The sequence below is a fragment of the Pantoea sp. R13S299 genome, assembly GCF_048515925.1.
GTDB lineage: Bacteria > Pseudomonadota > Gammaproteobacteria > Enterobacterales > Enterobacteriaceae > Pantoea.
This window is the reverse complement of sequence record NZ_JBLYEF010000002.1, coordinates 702,227-717,038: the sequence shown is the minus strand read 5'-3', so window position 1 is coordinate 717,038 and position 14,812 is coordinate 702,227. Positions and strand designations below refer to the sequence as shown.

At 53.7% G+C, this 14,812-nt stretch carries 11 protein-coding genes; 6 read left to right on the top strand and 5 right to left on the bottom strand.

The annotated features are described in order from the left end of the window. Positions 1–12: 12 nt before the first annotated feature. Positions 13–1,794: an EAL domain-containing protein gene (locus tag ACN1CO_RS14190; protein WP_419139471.1), complete on the bottom strand. Its 1,782-nt coding sequence runs from the start codon at positions 1,792–1,794 to the stop codon at positions 13–15. Between the two features lie 352 nt (positions 1,795–2,146). Between ACN1CO_RS14190 and ACN1CO_RS14185 the strand changes: the two genes are divergently transcribed. The 3 genes from ACN1CO_RS14185 (at position 2,147) to ACN1CO_RS14175 (ending at position 6,735) form a co-directional block, all read left to right on the top strand. Next, positions 2,147–3,526 (top strand): methyl-accepting chemotaxis protein, encoded by a 1,380-nt coding sequence (locus tag ACN1CO_RS14185; RefSeq protein WP_419139470.1) that lies wholly within the window; start codon positions 2,147–2,149, stop codon positions 3,524–3,526. A 416-nt stretch (positions 3,527–3,942) separates the two neighbouring features. Continuing rightward, complete coding sequence (locus ACN1CO_RS14180) at positions 3,943–4,182, top strand: transcriptional regulator (protein ID WP_419139469.1); 240 nt, start codon at positions 3,943–3,945, stop codon at positions 4,180–4,182. A 423-nt stretch (positions 4,183–4,605) separates the two neighbouring features. Then, entirely contained in the window at positions 4,606–6,735 is a 2,130-nt protein-coding gene (locus ACN1CO_RS14175) for an EAL domain-containing protein (RefSeq protein ID WP_419139468.1), read from the top strand. Positions 6,736–6,780: 45 nt separating this feature from the next. Here the strand turns inward: ACN1CO_RS14175 and ACN1CO_RS14170 are convergent, their stop codons facing one another. Further along, positions 6,781–7,350: a GNAT family N-acetyltransferase gene (locus tag ACN1CO_RS14170; RefSeq protein ID WP_419139467.1), complete on the bottom strand. Its 570-nt coding sequence runs from the start codon at positions 7,348–7,350 to the stop codon at positions 6,781–6,783. Positions 7,351–7,517: 167 nt separating this feature from the next. Here ACN1CO_RS14170 and ACN1CO_RS14165 point away from each other — a divergent pair, with 167 nt between their 5' ends. After that, the gene (locus tag ACN1CO_RS14165) at positions 7,518–8,087 is read left to right on the top strand and encodes a pyridoxamine 5'-phosphate oxidase family protein (RefSeq protein ID WP_419139466.1); all 570 of its coding nucleotides are present in this window, start codon (positions 7,518–7,520) and stop codon (positions 8,085–8,087) included. A 289-nt stretch (positions 8,088–8,376) separates the two neighbouring features. Further along, the gene (locus ACN1CO_RS14160; protein ID WP_419139465.1) at positions 8,377–9,855 is read left to right on the top strand and encodes a YsnF/AvaK domain-containing protein; all 1,479 of its coding nucleotides are present in this window, start codon (positions 8,377–8,379) and stop codon (positions 9,853–9,855) included. Positions 9,856–9,879: 24 nt separating this feature from the next. On the opposite strand, the gene ACN1CO_RS14155 is transcribed toward ACN1CO_RS14160, so the two are convergent. After that, the gene (locus ACN1CO_RS14155; RefSeq protein WP_419139464.1) at positions 9,880–10,083 is read right to left on the bottom strand and encodes a hypothetical protein; all 204 of its coding nucleotides are present in this window, start codon (positions 10,081–10,083) and stop codon (positions 9,880–9,882) included. A gap of 26 nt (positions 10,084–10,109) precedes the next feature. Then, positions 10,110–10,586, bottom strand: coding sequence for a hypothetical protein (locus ACN1CO_RS14150; RefSeq protein WP_419139463.1), 477 nt, complete (start codon positions 10,584–10,586; stop codon positions 10,110–10,112). 1,062 nt (positions 10,587–11,648) lie between these two features. Between ACN1CO_RS14150 and ACN1CO_RS14145 the strand changes: the two genes are divergently transcribed. Next, positions 11,649–14,186 (top strand): excinuclease ABC subunit A, encoded by a 2,538-nt coding sequence (locus ACN1CO_RS14145; RefSeq protein ID WP_419139462.1) that lies wholly within the window; start codon positions 11,649–11,651, stop codon positions 14,184–14,186. 158 nt (positions 14,187–14,344) lie between these two features. On the opposite strand, the gene yefM is transcribed toward ACN1CO_RS14145, so the two are convergent. Beyond that, a complete protein-coding gene (gene yefM / locus ACN1CO_RS14140) occupies positions 14,345–14,596 on the bottom strand; it encodes a YoeB-YefM toxin-antitoxin system antitoxin YefM (protein ID WP_419139461.1) in 252 nt (83 codons plus the stop codon). Between the last annotated feature and the right edge of the window lie 216 nt (positions 14,597–14,812).

The following is a 14,812-nucleotide window of genomic DNA, read 5'->3' as shown; positions in this document are numbered from 1 at the left end:
GGCGAGGGCGGCTCAGTACTTACTGCGTAACCGCCAGCCCAGCCACTCATCCAGCGCGGTTTCCGCCAGCGGCCTGGAGTAGAAAAAGCCCTGCGCCTGGTCGCAGCCGAATTCGGTCAGTACTTTTACCGTTTCTTCATTCTCCACGCCCTCAGCCAGCACCATGTAATCGAGATCTTTGAGCATCCCAATAATACTGCGGGCGATCACGCGCGATGCGGTGTCTGACGAGATTTCGCTGATCAGTGAACGGTCCAGCTTGATGACGTCCAGCGGCATGCGCCGCAGATAGCTGATGTTGCTATAGCCGGTGCCAAAGTCATCGAGTGAGATACCGAACCCACGCAGTTTCAGCATCTCAAGCCCCTGCATCGCGGTCGGGCTTTCCAGAATCCGTTCTGTCTCCAGACACTCAATACCCAGCAGTGAAACCGGCAGCTTCGCCCTGATCATCCGCTCTTCCAGTTCGTCGGCAAAACCGTCGCGGGAAAAATCGCTGCTGCTGACGTTAATGGTGATGGGCAGCTGAATATAGCTGTTGCGAAGCCGGGAGAGCCGGGCGATGGCGTGCTCTGTGACCCAGGTCGTCAGCTCGCTAAGCAACTCGGTTTGTCCGGCAACAGGTAAAAACTGTGCCGGTGACAGTTCACCTCGCTCCGGATGCTGCCAGCGGATCAGCGCCTCCAGTCCAATCGGCTTGCCGCTGTGCAGACAGATTTTAGGCTGCCAGGCGAGCCACAGCCCTTTATCCTGACGTATTGCCTTGGCCAGATCGTGCATCAGGGTGAAATCCTGGGTATGGCGGATATCGGTGGCCTCACTGAAGGGCATCGAGGCCACGTCGCGGGTAATGGCTTCGTGCAGCGCGCTGACTGCACGCCGCAGGATCTCCTGAGCGGGCATCTCTCCGGTTTTGAAACTTGCTTCCCCGGTGTGGGTCATCAGTCCAACTGACAGACCATCGCCGATATCCGCGCTGATCCCCGCCAGCCTTGTTGCCACCCAGTCGGCATTGAGTTTGCTCTCCTGACGTGTCAACAGGGCAAAGCGTCCGGTTGCCACGGTATAAAGCATCTCGCCCGGCGCAGGGCGCAGGCGCAGCGGCAGCAGTGTTGCCACATCTTTCAGCAGGCTTTCAACCGGCCCCATACCCATTGAACGCGCAAGCTCATAGGCGCGTGGCATATCAATACAGTCTATCAGCACCAGCCGCCGTGGCGTGGTGTCCCCGGAGGCGGCAAGAAACTGCAGATCGCGAATCAGACGCTGGCGGTTGGGCAGGCCGGTTACCGGATCGGCAAAACCTGCCGAGTGCCAGGCATCAAGAAATGACATCACCAGTGTCGCCAGCATTTTAAGCATCGCCACCTGATCGCCACTAAAGCGATGAGGTGCGGTGTCGGTCACGCACAGCGTACCCAGTATCAGACCGGTACTGCTTTTCAGCGGCACACCGGCATAGAAGCGGATATAAGGCGCGCCAGTAATCAGCGGATGTGCAGCAAAGCGGATATCCAGCAGCGTATCGGGCACCACTACGGTGGTATCGCTGTCCACGGCATGCCGGCAGAGGGAGTCCTGCCGTGAGGATTGGGTGAGTGTGAAATTATGCGCCGCCTTAACATACTGCATCTCATCATCCAGTACGGAGATAAAGCTGCCGGGAATACCGAGTGCCTGGCTGGCGAGCCGGACGAACTGTCGCAACACATCGTCACGACTTTCGTCGTTGCTGCGCAGCGCGTGCAGGGTTCGCGTGCGGCATTCGTCACCGACGCTAAGGCTCATAAGCATGGATTCCTCCGCACCGGCTGGTTACGGAGCGAAACTAAACAGAATTATTAAAGGATGTAGTGTCATGACTACAGGCTATTTCTGTAAAAAGATATAGCCGTTACGTTTTTATTTTTTATTACGTTGCACGTCACCGCTGGTCAGAATAGCAAATTCCTTTTCTTTAACGAAATATTTTCGTAATGACGATTCTATTATTTTGTCGTTAAAAACTATTAATTTCTTAAATATCCTGCCAGTATAGAAGGCATAAACATAGTGCACGATATAATAACGCATTAAAGTAGATGACATAACTTATTTTTGCTTACTTTTTTTTAACTACACCAATGACAACATCGGGGAAAACCTCATGAATTCACTCAGGCATTTCACTATCCGCCGCGTTGTTCTGTGGATGATGATCGTCTCACTGGGCGTCGTCGCGCTGGCTGGCGGTTACAGTAGCCAGGTCGTGCGCGACATCTTTCGTCAAACCGACCGCTCAGAGGCTCTGACGCAGCAGCTAGGCTTTCTGGCTCGCAGCGCTATTGTTATGCAGAGCGGGTCGCCAGTTGATATTAAGGCTCTCGTAGCCTTAACCCCGGCCGATGCTGACTGGGATAGCTTCCGTGCTGCACTTACAACCACGCCAGCAGAGTACGCATCCGTTGCCCGGGCACAGCTGGATAAATTGACGCAGCAGCTGGCTGAGAATCAGGCACCCCTGAAAGCTGACCGGCATCGGCTGGAAAACGTATTACTGGCAGCACTGATTGCGGCAGTAGCACTGCTGCTGTTCTGTGACCGTTACCTGGTTGTCCACCTGGTGCGTCCGGTAGGTAAAATTCGGGGTCATTTAAAAATCATTGCTGATGGTGATCTGACGCGCGAGCCGGAAGACCTGGGGCGCAACTGTGTCGGGCAACTGGTGCCGCTGGTCAAAGAGATGCAGCACAGCTTGTTGCAGACGGTCAGCGCTATCCGCGACAACGCAGCAATTCTTCATCGTGAAGCGGGTGATATCGCAACAGGTAACGCCGATCTCTCCGACCGGACATCCACTCAGGCCGCTGCGCTGGAGCAGACCGCAGCCAGCATGGAAGAGATCACCGTTACTGTGCGGCACAATGCACAGAATGCCCGTGAAGCGCGTGAACTGGCTGCCAGCACCACCAATACGACGCACCAGGGTGTGGAACTGGTTCAGACTGTAGCGGCAGCCATCGCCAGCATTGCGCAGGGTTCCGAAAAAATCCGGCAGTTCACCGCCACTATCAATGGCATCGCGTTTCAGACCAACATTCTGGCGCTCAACGCCGCTGTAGAGGCCGCCCGTGCAGGCGAGCAGGGTCGCGGTTTCGCCGTGGTCGCCAGCGAGGTCCGTTCACTGGCGCAGCGCAGTGCAGCTGCCTCTAAAGAGATTGAAGAGCTGATTGCCGATACCGTGAGTCGCGTTGATGATGGCCGTCGGGCTGCGGAGAGTGCGGGAACCACTATGGCTGCCGTGCTGCGAGGTGTTGACGGTGTCAATGAACTGATTGGCCAGATTGCGCTGGCCTCGGATGAGCAGAGCAAAGGCATCGCCCAGGTCACCGTCGCTGTGGCAGAACTTGACCGCGTGACGCAGCAGAATGCGACGCTGGTTCAGCATGTGTCAGCGACGGCGGGCAGTCTCAGCGGCCAGACCGAAACGCTGGGCAGCGTGATCACACGCTTCACCCTGCCTAATCATGCTGCCGTGCTGAATTAACGCATTATGCCGTCTAAAAAAGTCGGCTGGGCGAGTTCCGGTCAGGTATAGCCTGGCCGGATATTTTTTTGATCTGCAAATAATGGCTATCTGTACCGGAATAACAATTCACGATTATTCTTTATTTAAAAATTAAAAGAATGTGACCCTTTTTTGAGACTGTGATTGACGCCGATCATCATCTGGCCAGTATCACCCTTCAGAATGGCGAGTGTTATTTTCAGCAGCGCAAAAATTATCCGGCAGCAGGTTAAATATAATTACAGTTAATTTCTGTGGTTTTACTCATGCCTTGCGCTTTCCTGACGATTACGGATTGCCAGGCTTTTAAAACTTAACTCAAATTTATGTTTTGGCTGCAGGCAGGTTCTTTCGCCAGGCCTTCACACCGGGGCACCGTATGCGGAGCGTTTCATATGGGAAATCAGATTTTACAGCGGCCTGTCGCCGTACAGCACAACGTGCGTGAACTGCGCGTTGCAGCCGGTCTCTCTCAGGAGATTGCAGCAGAACGTTTTGACCTCAGCCAGCGCGTCTGGCAGACCAAAGAGGCATCGAAAAATCCGGCGCAGCTCAGTCAGGGCGAATATGAACTGCTGATGCTGCTGGCCGGAGAGCATCCGTATTTTGAACTGGTGCCGAAGCTGAAAAAGTAAGGCTGTCAGCCGCTATTTTCCTGAAGTTAAGTCATGCCAGGCCGATATATAAAGACAAGCGAAGCGTATTTAACGCTCGTCTGAAAGCCCTGGCCAGATGATTCTGGCGTGGTCCGCCATAAGCCGCTGATCCGCAGTAACCTCTCTGCCAGGCCAATCGTATTAACTGGCGCTTCTTTGTCTGCGGTGCCAGCTTCATCGGGCTCAGCGCGGCAACCCGTTGCTGCAGAGTTCACTGACGGGCCTTTCTTCCGGCAGCGGGTCGGCAGCCAGTTCTGCATGTCCTGTCTGATTGAACGTGTCCTCTTTACGCTGTGTCATGCCGGCCACAGCAGATAACATCAGAGGGGAGTTACGCTGAAACGTCCAGTTTATCATGATGCCGAGGCGGCTCGTCTCGACGCACTGAAGCAATATAATCTGATGGATTCACCGCCGACTGATGCGCTGGATCGCCTCACCACGCTTGCTGCGCGACTGTTTAAAGTGCCGGTTGCTTTTGTATCGCTTATCGACGAGAAGCGGCAGTTCTTCGCCTCCCGCTACGGTTTAAATATCTCCGGGACATCGCGTAACGTCGCCTTCTGCCACCATACGCTGGCAAAGGGCGATATCCTTTGCGTCCCCGACACGCTGAAAGATCCGCGCTTTCGCGAAAGCCCGCTGGTTCATGGTTACCCCTTTATCCGCTTTTACGCGGGCATTCCGCTTTCTACCCCGGATGGCCATCACATCGGCACGGTCTGCCTGACCGACAGTCATCCGCGTGAGCCACTGACCGTAGAAGATCGCAGGCATCTGACCGACATTGCCGCGCTGGTGATGGATCGGATGGAGATGCATCGTCTGGAGTTACTACGCTACACCAGCCAGCAGCGTCTTCAGGCGATCTCATCTACTTCACCTGATGCCATTGTCTGCACCGACCTGCGGCGCGGCATCACCTTCTGGAATCCGGCCGCCACGGCGTTGTTCGGCTACACAGCGGAGGAGATGAGGGGTCAGTACGTCAGCGAGCTGATTCCGGCGCGCTGCCAGACTGACTACCGCAATGAACTGGCCCGGATTAGCTCTGATGAGGCGGCTATCTCGCATCCCCGCTCATTGCAGATATGGGGTGTGACGCGAGATGGTCGTGAATTCCCGGCCGAGGTCTCTTTCTCAGGCTGGCGCGAAGAGGGCGAACGGCTGGTGGGCATGATCATCCGTGATGTCACGGCCCGCTATGAGAGTGAGGCACGGCTCTGTGAGCTGGCTTCAATGGATATGCTGACGCGTCTCGCCAGCCGTAGCGCGTTTATGGAACAGGTCGGACAGCTGACCACCGCGGGCGTGCCCTATACATTACTGATGACCGATCTCGATGGTTTCAAAGAGGTCAACGATACGCTGGGACATGCCGCCGGGGATGCGCTGCTGTGTCACGTCGCCGAACAGATTCGGGCGGTGTGTGCGGGTGCTGTGACGGCTGCGCGGCTGGGTGGTGATGAATTTGTGATCCTGTTAGCAGGCGGCAGTGCAGAAGCGGCAATCACGGCAGAAAAACTGATTGCGGCGGTACAGACGCCGTTCCGCTATCACGACTCGCCGGTGGTGGTCGGTGCCAGCACCGGCATCGCCTCTTACCCTGAGCATGGGCGCGATCCTTCTGCGGTGATGTCCGCTGCTGACCTCGCACTTTATCGCGCCAAGGCGTCAGGCAAAGGCTGCAGTATCCTGTTTATGCCCGCGTTTCGTGAAGCAGAGCAGCAGCGCCGCCGCTTTGAGCGCGAACTGGAAACCGCGGTGCGCCAGCAGCAGTTCACGCTTTACTATCAGCCCCGCTTCGATGTTGAGAGCGGAAAGCTGGTTGGCTGCGAGACGCTGGTGCGCTGGCAGCATCCGACGCGCGGGCTGCTGTTGCCTGCCGAATTTATCGGCATGCTGGTTAAGAGTCCGCTTTCAGTGACGCTGGGGGAGTGGATCATCCGCAGTGCCCTGGCACAGGTCCGGCAGTGGCAGGTTCGTGCGCCTCAGCTTCGCGTCAGCATCAACCTCTTTCCGCGCCAGCTGGCAGGTAACAGTCTGGAAGCGGTGATCCGTGAAAGCGCCGGCGGCGATGCTGGCTTCGTTGAGCTGGAAGTGGATGAGCCACTGCTGGCAGTGCTGGTGCAGGATATGCCGGTTCAGGTTGAAGCCGTTCGCCGGACCGGTGCCTCGTTTGTTATCGATCATTACGGACGCACGCTCGGGGCCATTAACCTGCTGCGTTATAGCTTTGTGGCAGGCTTTAAAATTGATAAGTCGCTGACGCACGAGCTGGGTTCCAGCATGCGGGTGCGGATGATGTTCCGGGCCATTACCGCGCTCGGCAAAAGCCTGGGTATCCGGGTGGCCGCAGAAGGTGTGGAAGACAAAGAGCAGATCGCTTTTGTCACCACCGCCGGATGCGACATCATGCAGGGCAATGGCCTGTGCCGGCCAATGACGCCCGCGGACTTTGAAGCGATGCTAGGTGAGGAAGAGCACTATCCGCCTGCTGTCGCCAGCGGTCACGATGTCTCGCCACGCTGAACGGGCTGACAGAGGCAGGCGAAGAGCAGAATGATCGACGCCTGCTCATTTGTCTGTCAGGTATTCCTGTTTCAGCAAGCCAAAGATCCAGTCATCCTGCCATTGACCATCAAGAAAAAAGTTCTGCCGCAATGTTCCTTCCTGAACAAAGCCCGCAGAAAGCAAAGCCCGGCTTGAAGCTGCATTGCCTGCCGTCACCGTGGCGGTCAGCTTGCGATAATCCTGCTGCTCAAAGCAGAACGCGATGGTGGCATGGAGCGACTCGCGGCCATAACCTTTGCTCTGCGCATCTGCCGCCAGAATAAAACCAAACTCCGCAATGCCTTCATCGCGATCGATAAACCCGCAGAAACCAGCCGGTAAACCAGATGTCTTCTCCTCAATCACCAGACACAACCAGTGTTTGCAGCCCGGATACCAGGCGGGCAGGCGGACATCAAAAGAGTGGGTTCTGATCTCCTCTGCATCGCGTGGGTCGCTGATGTACTTCATCACCGAACGATCCTGACTGACCGCCAGATAGAAGGGCCAGTCTTCCTCGCGCAGCGGACGGTAAGTCAGGCGCGGCGAGATGACTTGCGGTGGCATTGCTGGCGGTAGATCTTCAGTGGACATCGTGCATCTCCCTGTGTGTCGAATCGGTATGGCGATGGCGCAAAAATAGCACAGAGATCCTGATGGACATATTGGCTGTTATCGCTCCCCTGTGGGTCATCCGCGCACTTCGTTGCTACGCTTTTAGCCACATAACTGAATATTGAAACTGATGAGAGTCATTCCCAATGGATCTGAATAGGTTTGAAGCCGCAGCCTGGGCGGCACTCAGTGAGGCAGCTGCTGATCCGCAGTCCGGATTTCGTTACCTGACGCTTTGTACCGTGGATGCTGCACTGCAACCGCAGGCGAGGACTGTGGTACTGCGGCAGTGTGCTGACGACCGCCGGACGCTGACCTTTCATACTGATGTGCGCAGTCCGAAGTGGCAGGAGATGGCGGCGAACCCGCAGGTCACCGTGCTGGGATATTGCCATCAGCGCCGCCTGCAGTTGCGGCTGACGGGGCAGGCTGAGTGTTATGCAGCGGGAACTGATATTGCCCGGGCTGCCTGGTATGGCTTGCCGCAGCATACGCGGCAGACTTACACCGGTGGACCACCGGGTGAAGCACGGGCAATAGCTGATGGGTTGCCTGAAGCTGCAGCGGCGGAAGCGGGAGAATGCCGTTTTGGCGTTGTGATCGTGCGGGCCAGCGTGCTGGATGCCTATCAGCTTCAGAGAAACGATAATCAGCGCGCCCTGTTTCATTACTCCTTTGATGGCGGACTTCAGGAGCGTGAGTGGCTTAACCCCTGATCCCCGACGCGCCTGATTCACATCAGGCCAGTTTCACGCCTGCCAGTGCTCTCTTCTTTCGTATGCCGGTAAACAGATTTCACTGTTTACCGCTACGCTTGCCACTTTTAATCTTCCGCATCGCTTAATTGATTTTAGCGCCATTTTATCTTCATATAATAATGTATTTCTGCTTTTTCCTGTCTTTTACCATTGTTTGTGCCAGGCTTTAACCAGACGGAAAGCAGTGACTTATGCTTAAGGTAAGTAAAATAACAATTGATCGCTCTGTATCACAGGCAGGTTAACTATGAACAATCAACCTCCTGAAAAACCAGAGTCAGAAGGGAGTGACCAGGTGATAAGCCTGGCGGAGGAAACCGTTGAAGTCTCGAAACAGCGGGTCACTGATGGCTATGTCAGGGTTACCCGACAGGTCACCGAACATCAGCAGAAGATTGCGCTGATGCTCCGGCATCAGACTGCGAAAATAGATCGCATTCCTAAGTCTGAACGGCTGGCAGAAATGCCGGAGATCCGTGAAGAAAACGGCGTGCTGATCATTCCGATCGTCGAAGAGGAAGTCGAAATTGTTCGTCATCTGGTGCTGAAAGAGGAGTGGCATATCCGCAAGGTTGTTAGCGAGGAAGCCACAGAACAGGTGGTCTCCCTGCGTAAACAGCACGCTCACCTGACCCGAACACCCTATCCAGAGCCGTCCGAATCCACCACCGAGGAACACACCATGGCGCGTGAAACAATCGTAACAATGTTCAGCAATCTCTCACTGGCAGAAGGTGCAAAGCGTAACCTGATTAAGGCCGGGTTCCTGGATGATGACATTGATATCATCTCCGGTGATCGCCTGCGTACCGAAGGTCACGAAGCCCGTCACCCTGGCTTCTGGCAGCGCCTGTTTGGCAATACGCTGGAAGAGGATCAGGCCGAGGTTTATGAAGACGCAATGCGTACCGGCGGTGTGGTGCTGTCGCTGCGGGCCGATGAAGATGAGTTACCGCGCGCACTGGGCATCCTGGATGCGCATGAAGAGCTGACAGAGCGCAGTGCAGCCTTACCTGATGATTACGCGACCGGTTACCCGACCAGCGATGGCCTGACTGCACCCGCCAGCGAAACGCTTTCGGACAGCGAAGCCGTCGATCCGCTTCATACCGATCCTGCCCATCGCGGCGTTGCCCGTACCGCGTTAACGGGCGACGAGAGTGACGAGGATGTGCTGCGTCTGGCTGAAGAGCGACTGGAAGTCGGTAAACGTCTGGTCAGCGAAGGGTCAACCCGTGTCCGCCGCTACACTGTCACCGATCAGGTGTCAGAAAATATCTCGTTGCACGAGCAGCATGCCGAAATCTTCCGTCGTCCGGTCAGCGAAACGGGTTCACCGGGAAATGTCGACTGGTCTGAGAAAACTGTCGAAGTCGAAGAGACGCATGAGCAGCCGGTAGTCAATAAGACCGCGCAGATCATTGAAGAAGTGGTACTGCGTAAAGAGGCCAGCGATCGGGTTGAAACCATTAACGATTCGGTACGCCGTCAGGAAGTAGATATTGACCACGCTGGTGCCGATCATCTCAGTGCAGACCCGGTGACCGGCAATCGCACCGCGACCGATCCGCTGGTTGAAGGCACGCGTCAGGCCCGCGCTGACCACGACACCCGCCCTGTAACGCCAGGCAACGACCCGGCGCACAAAGAAGGTTTAGTGGAGAAAGCCGGGGATAAGATCGCAGAAGCAAAAGAGAAGGTCGAAGATAAGTTTAAAAAGCCGTAATGCTGTCACGGTGGCATTTGTCTTTCAGGACTTAATCGTCTGGAAAACCATTATAAAGGCCGCTTTGCGGCCTTTATAATCAGGAATGGCGTAGCGTACGACGAGCGCGAACTGTTGCAGCAGGAATGCTTTCGCCGAGGTATCCAGCACCACTTGTTTTAACGGCTTCCGAAAGTGATTTTGCACCTTCAAGGCGATCTGTACGCGCAATGCGTAAAACGTCATCACGGGTTAATCCGTTTACGGTTTTAGCATTAGGTTTCAAGTACATATATAGAAAACTCCTTATATGATTCGTTATAATTATAACCTAAAGCTGCTGAATGATCGCGCATAATTTCATCATAAAACTTCCCCAGGCCCGGTCTTGTCGGCACGGCTACGATTGCATGAGGATGATGATTTTCAACAAAGTGTTTTACGGCTCCGCCAATACCCGTTCCTAAAAACTCATAAAGCTCATCTGCGGAGTAACGCATTGAAGTATCTTTAGCAAACTGATCGATCTCAGCAGACAATTTATTCAGTGCAAAGAAGTCCGTCATAAAAAAATTATTAGCTATATCGTTAAGATCATATTGGTCGGTGAAAATTCCTTGTAAAGGTGCGGGAAGATGATGAATTCTGACTACATACTGGTTTTTCTCACCAGTGGGCTTTGTCACCATAACCAGGTAAAAATATCCTGCTAAATTACCGGGAGGTTGATAAACGTTTATCTGTATTAGCAAAATGCATCTCCATTGCAACATAACAACAATACGATTACAAAGAAATATCTATCAATAGCGAATATTATACAATCATCTGAACTATAACCGTCAACGATAAATTAAATGTTTATGGTAAGTCAGAACTCTTTAATGAAATTATGATGTAATATAAATCATTACTTTGCTAAAACAAGTCAGTAAGTAATATCAGGGTTTATAATTCTCAGCCTTTTCATACTCACTGGATAGATTGATATCTTTAGACTTATCTTCTGCAGCAATTACTGTCTGTATTCATTTCCGACGATTAAGATCGCCTGATTGATTTTTTTATATTTTTCTTGTGGATTCAGTATCATATATCGAGCATTGCGCGTTACGAACACATTAATTAAATCGGCGCACTGCGTGATGTCTTAACTCCCATTTTTTCATGTAAATCAAAGATAAGGTTAGTAATAATGTTCTCGCCTTTGGCGTGAGCCTTATAATGCCCCCGCATAAAATAGTGAGTCTATTTTTCGCCTGTCACATCATCAAAAAAATAAACGATCAAACCTTTGGGGTTTAAGCTGGATAGAAGCACGAGATAGATTAAAACACTGATGATCATATTCACTATTCAGTATGTTTTTTATTAATTTTGTTATGTGGATCTTTAAACTAATATCTTTAATCTATGACATTGTTTTTTCGAATGGGCTCAATAAATCATTGGGTGAACACCAATGTAAATCAAGTTTTAATTATGCCAAAACTTACAATTGTGATAAAAATGAGAAAAAGAAATTTAATGTCAGATAAAAGACAGAGCAGTGACGAAATTGCTTGATTACAATTTGCTACAACGACTTCCTGAAGACAAGGGACATCTTATTGCTCATGATGGTTACCGGTCTGTGCTGTCATGACTTAATGAATACTCCCTTCGCGTTGTGAACACCGCGATCCCTGACTACCCTTGCTGTTGTTTCTGTCCCCAAACGGGCCGGATAGCCCAACGCCGGGTGAGATCTGCAATTTTAAGTCATTCACGGCAGGCGATCCTGAATCTGCCGTGCATTATTAAACAGGGTAATCATGCCAGAACAACGCAACGCCGATCATTACCGCGCTGATGAGCACATCGACCCTTATGTCTCGGTACAGGGTGCAAGAACACATAATCTCAAAGACGTTTCGCTGCGATTTCCCCGCAATGCCATGGTGGTGTTTACCGGGGTTTCAGGCTCCGGTAAATCATCACTTGCCTTTGATACCCTCTATGCAGAAGCGCAGCGCCGGTTTATTGAGTCGGTTTCACCACACGCCCGTCGCCTGATCGATCAGGCCGCTGCGCCGGATGTAGACAATATTGACGGGCTTCCGCCTGCGGTGGCGCTTCAGCAGAGCCGGGCTGGCGCGCAGGAGCGTTCAACGGTGGGCAGCCTCACCCGAATTTCCGTCACGCTACGCCTGCTGTTCTCCCGAGCAGGTGCAAGGCCCGACGGTGTTCCCTTTATGACCGCCGATTATTTCTCGCCTAACAATCCTGAAGGCGCCTGTCCGCATTGCCAGGGACTGGGAAGAGTTCACACCGTTAAAACCGAGTCGATGGTGCCGGATAGTTCACTGAGCATCCGGCAGGGCGCTATCGCTTCCTGGCCCAGAGGCTGGCATAACAAGAACCTGCGCAGCATCCTTGAGACGCTGGGCTACGATGTCGATGCACCCTGGCACACGCTTTCAGCCCGTGATCAGCAGTGGATATTGCTGACTGACGAACAGCCGTCGGTACCGATTTTTGCTGGTCTGAACGCTGAGCAGCGTGAAAAAGCGCTGGCAGCAGGCGAAGAGCCCGCTTATACCGGCACCTACACCAGCGCAGCAAAAATCGTGCTGCAGAGTTATTCGGGTGGCAGCGAGACGACGAAGAAACGGCTGGCGCGTTTTGTGACGGTCACGCCCTGTTCTGAGTGCCACGGTAAACGGCTTAACCGCAACGCGCTGTCCGTGACCTTTGCCGGTCATGACATTGCCAGCCTGAGTGAGCTGTCGGTCTCTGAGCTTGCGGAACTGCTTAAGCCTTATGCGGCTGGCACCTCACCGGACCTGCCTGGCGAGGCAGCGCTTCGGGAGGCGGTTATCCGGATGGCGTCGGATATTGCGATGCGGCTTGATCAGCTGGAAACGCTCGGTCTGGGGCATCTGTCACCGGGACGGCGCACCACCATGCTCTCATCCGGCGAGTTGCAGCGCGTGCGTCTGGCAACTCAGCTGATTTCACGGCTGTTTGGCGTGCTTTATGTGCTGGATGAGCCTTCAGCTGGCCTCCATCCCGATGATGTCAAAGCGCTGCTCGCGTCCCTGAAGAACCTGGTGCGTGCAGGTAATTCGCTGGTGGTCGTCGAACATAACCTTGACCTCATCGCTGAGGCCGACTGGCTCATCGAGGTCGGCCCCGGTCCGGGGACGCATGGTGGTGAGATCGTCTATAACGGAGAACCGGCAGGACTTGAAGAAGTCAGCGCGTCACCGACCTCGGGCTATCTCTTCTCCCGCAGCTATACCGGACTGCGCCAGCGTCGACCTGCCGAGAGCTGGCTCCGCTTTGAACAGATCTGTTGCAACAATATTGTCGGAATGGATATCGCCATCCCACTGGGGAGGATGACGGCAGTCACGGGTGTGTCCGGCTCCGGAAAATCGACGCTGCTGAATCGCGTGCTTCCGGAAATGCTCGGACGTTTTGATAAAACGCCTGATATCGAGGAAGGCGAGGAGGAGGATCTGGTGCCAGACGTTAAGGGCCAGGTCGTCAGCGGAAGTGACGCCATTGGCCGACTGGTCAGAATCGACCAGCGTCCTATCGGGCGCACGCCACGCTCGAATCTGGCCACTTACACCGGATTTTTCGACATCGTCCGCAGGCTGTTTGCCGACACCCCCGCAGCGCAAGCCAGAGGATTCAGCGCCAGCCGGTTCTCATTCAACCTGCCAGCCGGACGCTGTCCCGCCTGTGAAGGGCAGGGACAGATTTCGATTGAGCTGCTCTTTATGCCCAGCGCGACCGCAACCTGCTCCGTCTGCGCGGGCAGTCGTTATAACCCCGAGACGCTGGAGGTGAAGTGGAACAACCTGACGATAGCGGATGTGCTTAATCTCACCGTGGACGACGCTACTGAGGTGTTTCAGGGTTATGACGGGATCCAGCGTTCGCTGTCGGCCCTGACGTCGCTGGGGCTGGGATACCTGACACTGGGTCAGCCCGCCACTGAGCTGTCCGGTGGAGAGTGCCAGCGTATCAAGCTCGCCTGGGAATTGCAGCGTGTCCAACGGACCTCCACGCTCTATCTGCTTGATGAACCGTCTACAGGCCTGCATCCATCGGACATGGATAAGCTGCTGATTGTGCTGGATGAACTGGTGAAGCGCGGCCACACCGTTCTCATGGCGGAGCACACTATGCGCATTGTGGCTGAGGCGGACTGGGTGATCGATCTGGGTCCCGGTTCGGGGCTCAAGGGCGGAAGGATTGTCTCATCCGGCTCACCGGAAGAAGTGAGCACATCTGCAGCGAGTCTGACGGCACCCTGGCTTTCCGCGCAGCTGAAAAAGAGGGCGGGCGATCCGGCGTAACGGGATTGCGGTGGATGACGCCGCCGCTGAAACGGTTGCACTATAAGGGCTCAGGAGTAAGCTTCTGAGCCCATCAATAATGATAGCGGCATGAGGCGATTAATAAAGCGTCTTCACTGAAGTCACAGTCCAGTGGGCTTGTGCGGAGCAGGTCAGTTTCACTCAATAATATCCCTGTCAGTCCCATTACTGCTTCGCAGGCTTTCGATGGAATCCATCAACCTGCGGGCATTTTTAGGCGATCGCAGCAGCCAGGCTGTCTCTGCAAGTGAGTTATATTCTTCAGGCGATATTAGCACAAAGGACTCGCCGTTCTGGCGAGTAATCAATACCGGTGCTTTATCTTCAACCGTCTGAATCATAGTGGCAGAGAGATTCCGTCTGGTTTTGCTATAACTTATTTTATGCATGGAAACCTTCAATTAAGACGTGCTGATTTTTTTACTGTGATTAATGCTGGCAGAGATATTCATATTGTGAATTAGTATTTTACCTGGGGTTTTTATTGTCAAATCAATCTTGCAATGAAGCAGGGCGATGATTGGGTTGTTGTTGTTTTCTTGATTATCTTTTCTTACTTTTAGTATGTGTATTTTTAATGCACAAGAAGAATTTGTAACATCACC

Coding starts and splice junctions, on each gene's coding strand:
- ACN1CO_RS14190 (WP_419139471.1), bottom strand. CDS start 1,794: ATGCTTATGAGCCTTAGCGTCGGTGACGAATGCCGCACGCGAACCCTG.
- ACN1CO_RS14185 (WP_419139470.1), top strand. CDS start 2,147: ATGAATTCACTCAGGCATTTCACTATCCGCCGCGTTGTTCTGTGGATG.
- ACN1CO_RS14180 (WP_419139469.1), top strand. CDS start 3,943: ATGGGAAATCAGATTTTACAGCGGCCTGTCGCCGTACAGCACAACGTG.
- ACN1CO_RS14175 (WP_419139468.1), top strand. CDS start 4,606: ATGGATTCACCGCCGACTGATGCGCTGGATCGCCTCACCACGCTTGCT.
- ACN1CO_RS14170 (WP_419139467.1), bottom strand. CDS start 7,350: ATGTCCACTGAAGATCTACCGCCAGCAATGCCACCGCAAGTCATCTCG.
- ACN1CO_RS14165 (WP_419139466.1), top strand. CDS start 7,518: ATGGATCTGAATAGGTTTGAAGCCGCAGCCTGGGCGGCACTCAGTGAG.
- ACN1CO_RS14160 (WP_419139465.1), top strand. CDS start 8,377: ATGAACAATCAACCTCCTGAAAAACCAGAGTCAGAAGGGAGTGACCAG.
- ACN1CO_RS14145 (WP_419139462.1), top strand. CDS start 11,649: ATGCCAGAACAACGCAACGCCGATCATTACCGCGCTGATGAGCACATC.
- yefM (WP_419139461.1), bottom strand. CDS start 14,596: ATGCATAAAATAAGTTATAGCAAAACCAGACGGAATCTCTCTGCCACT.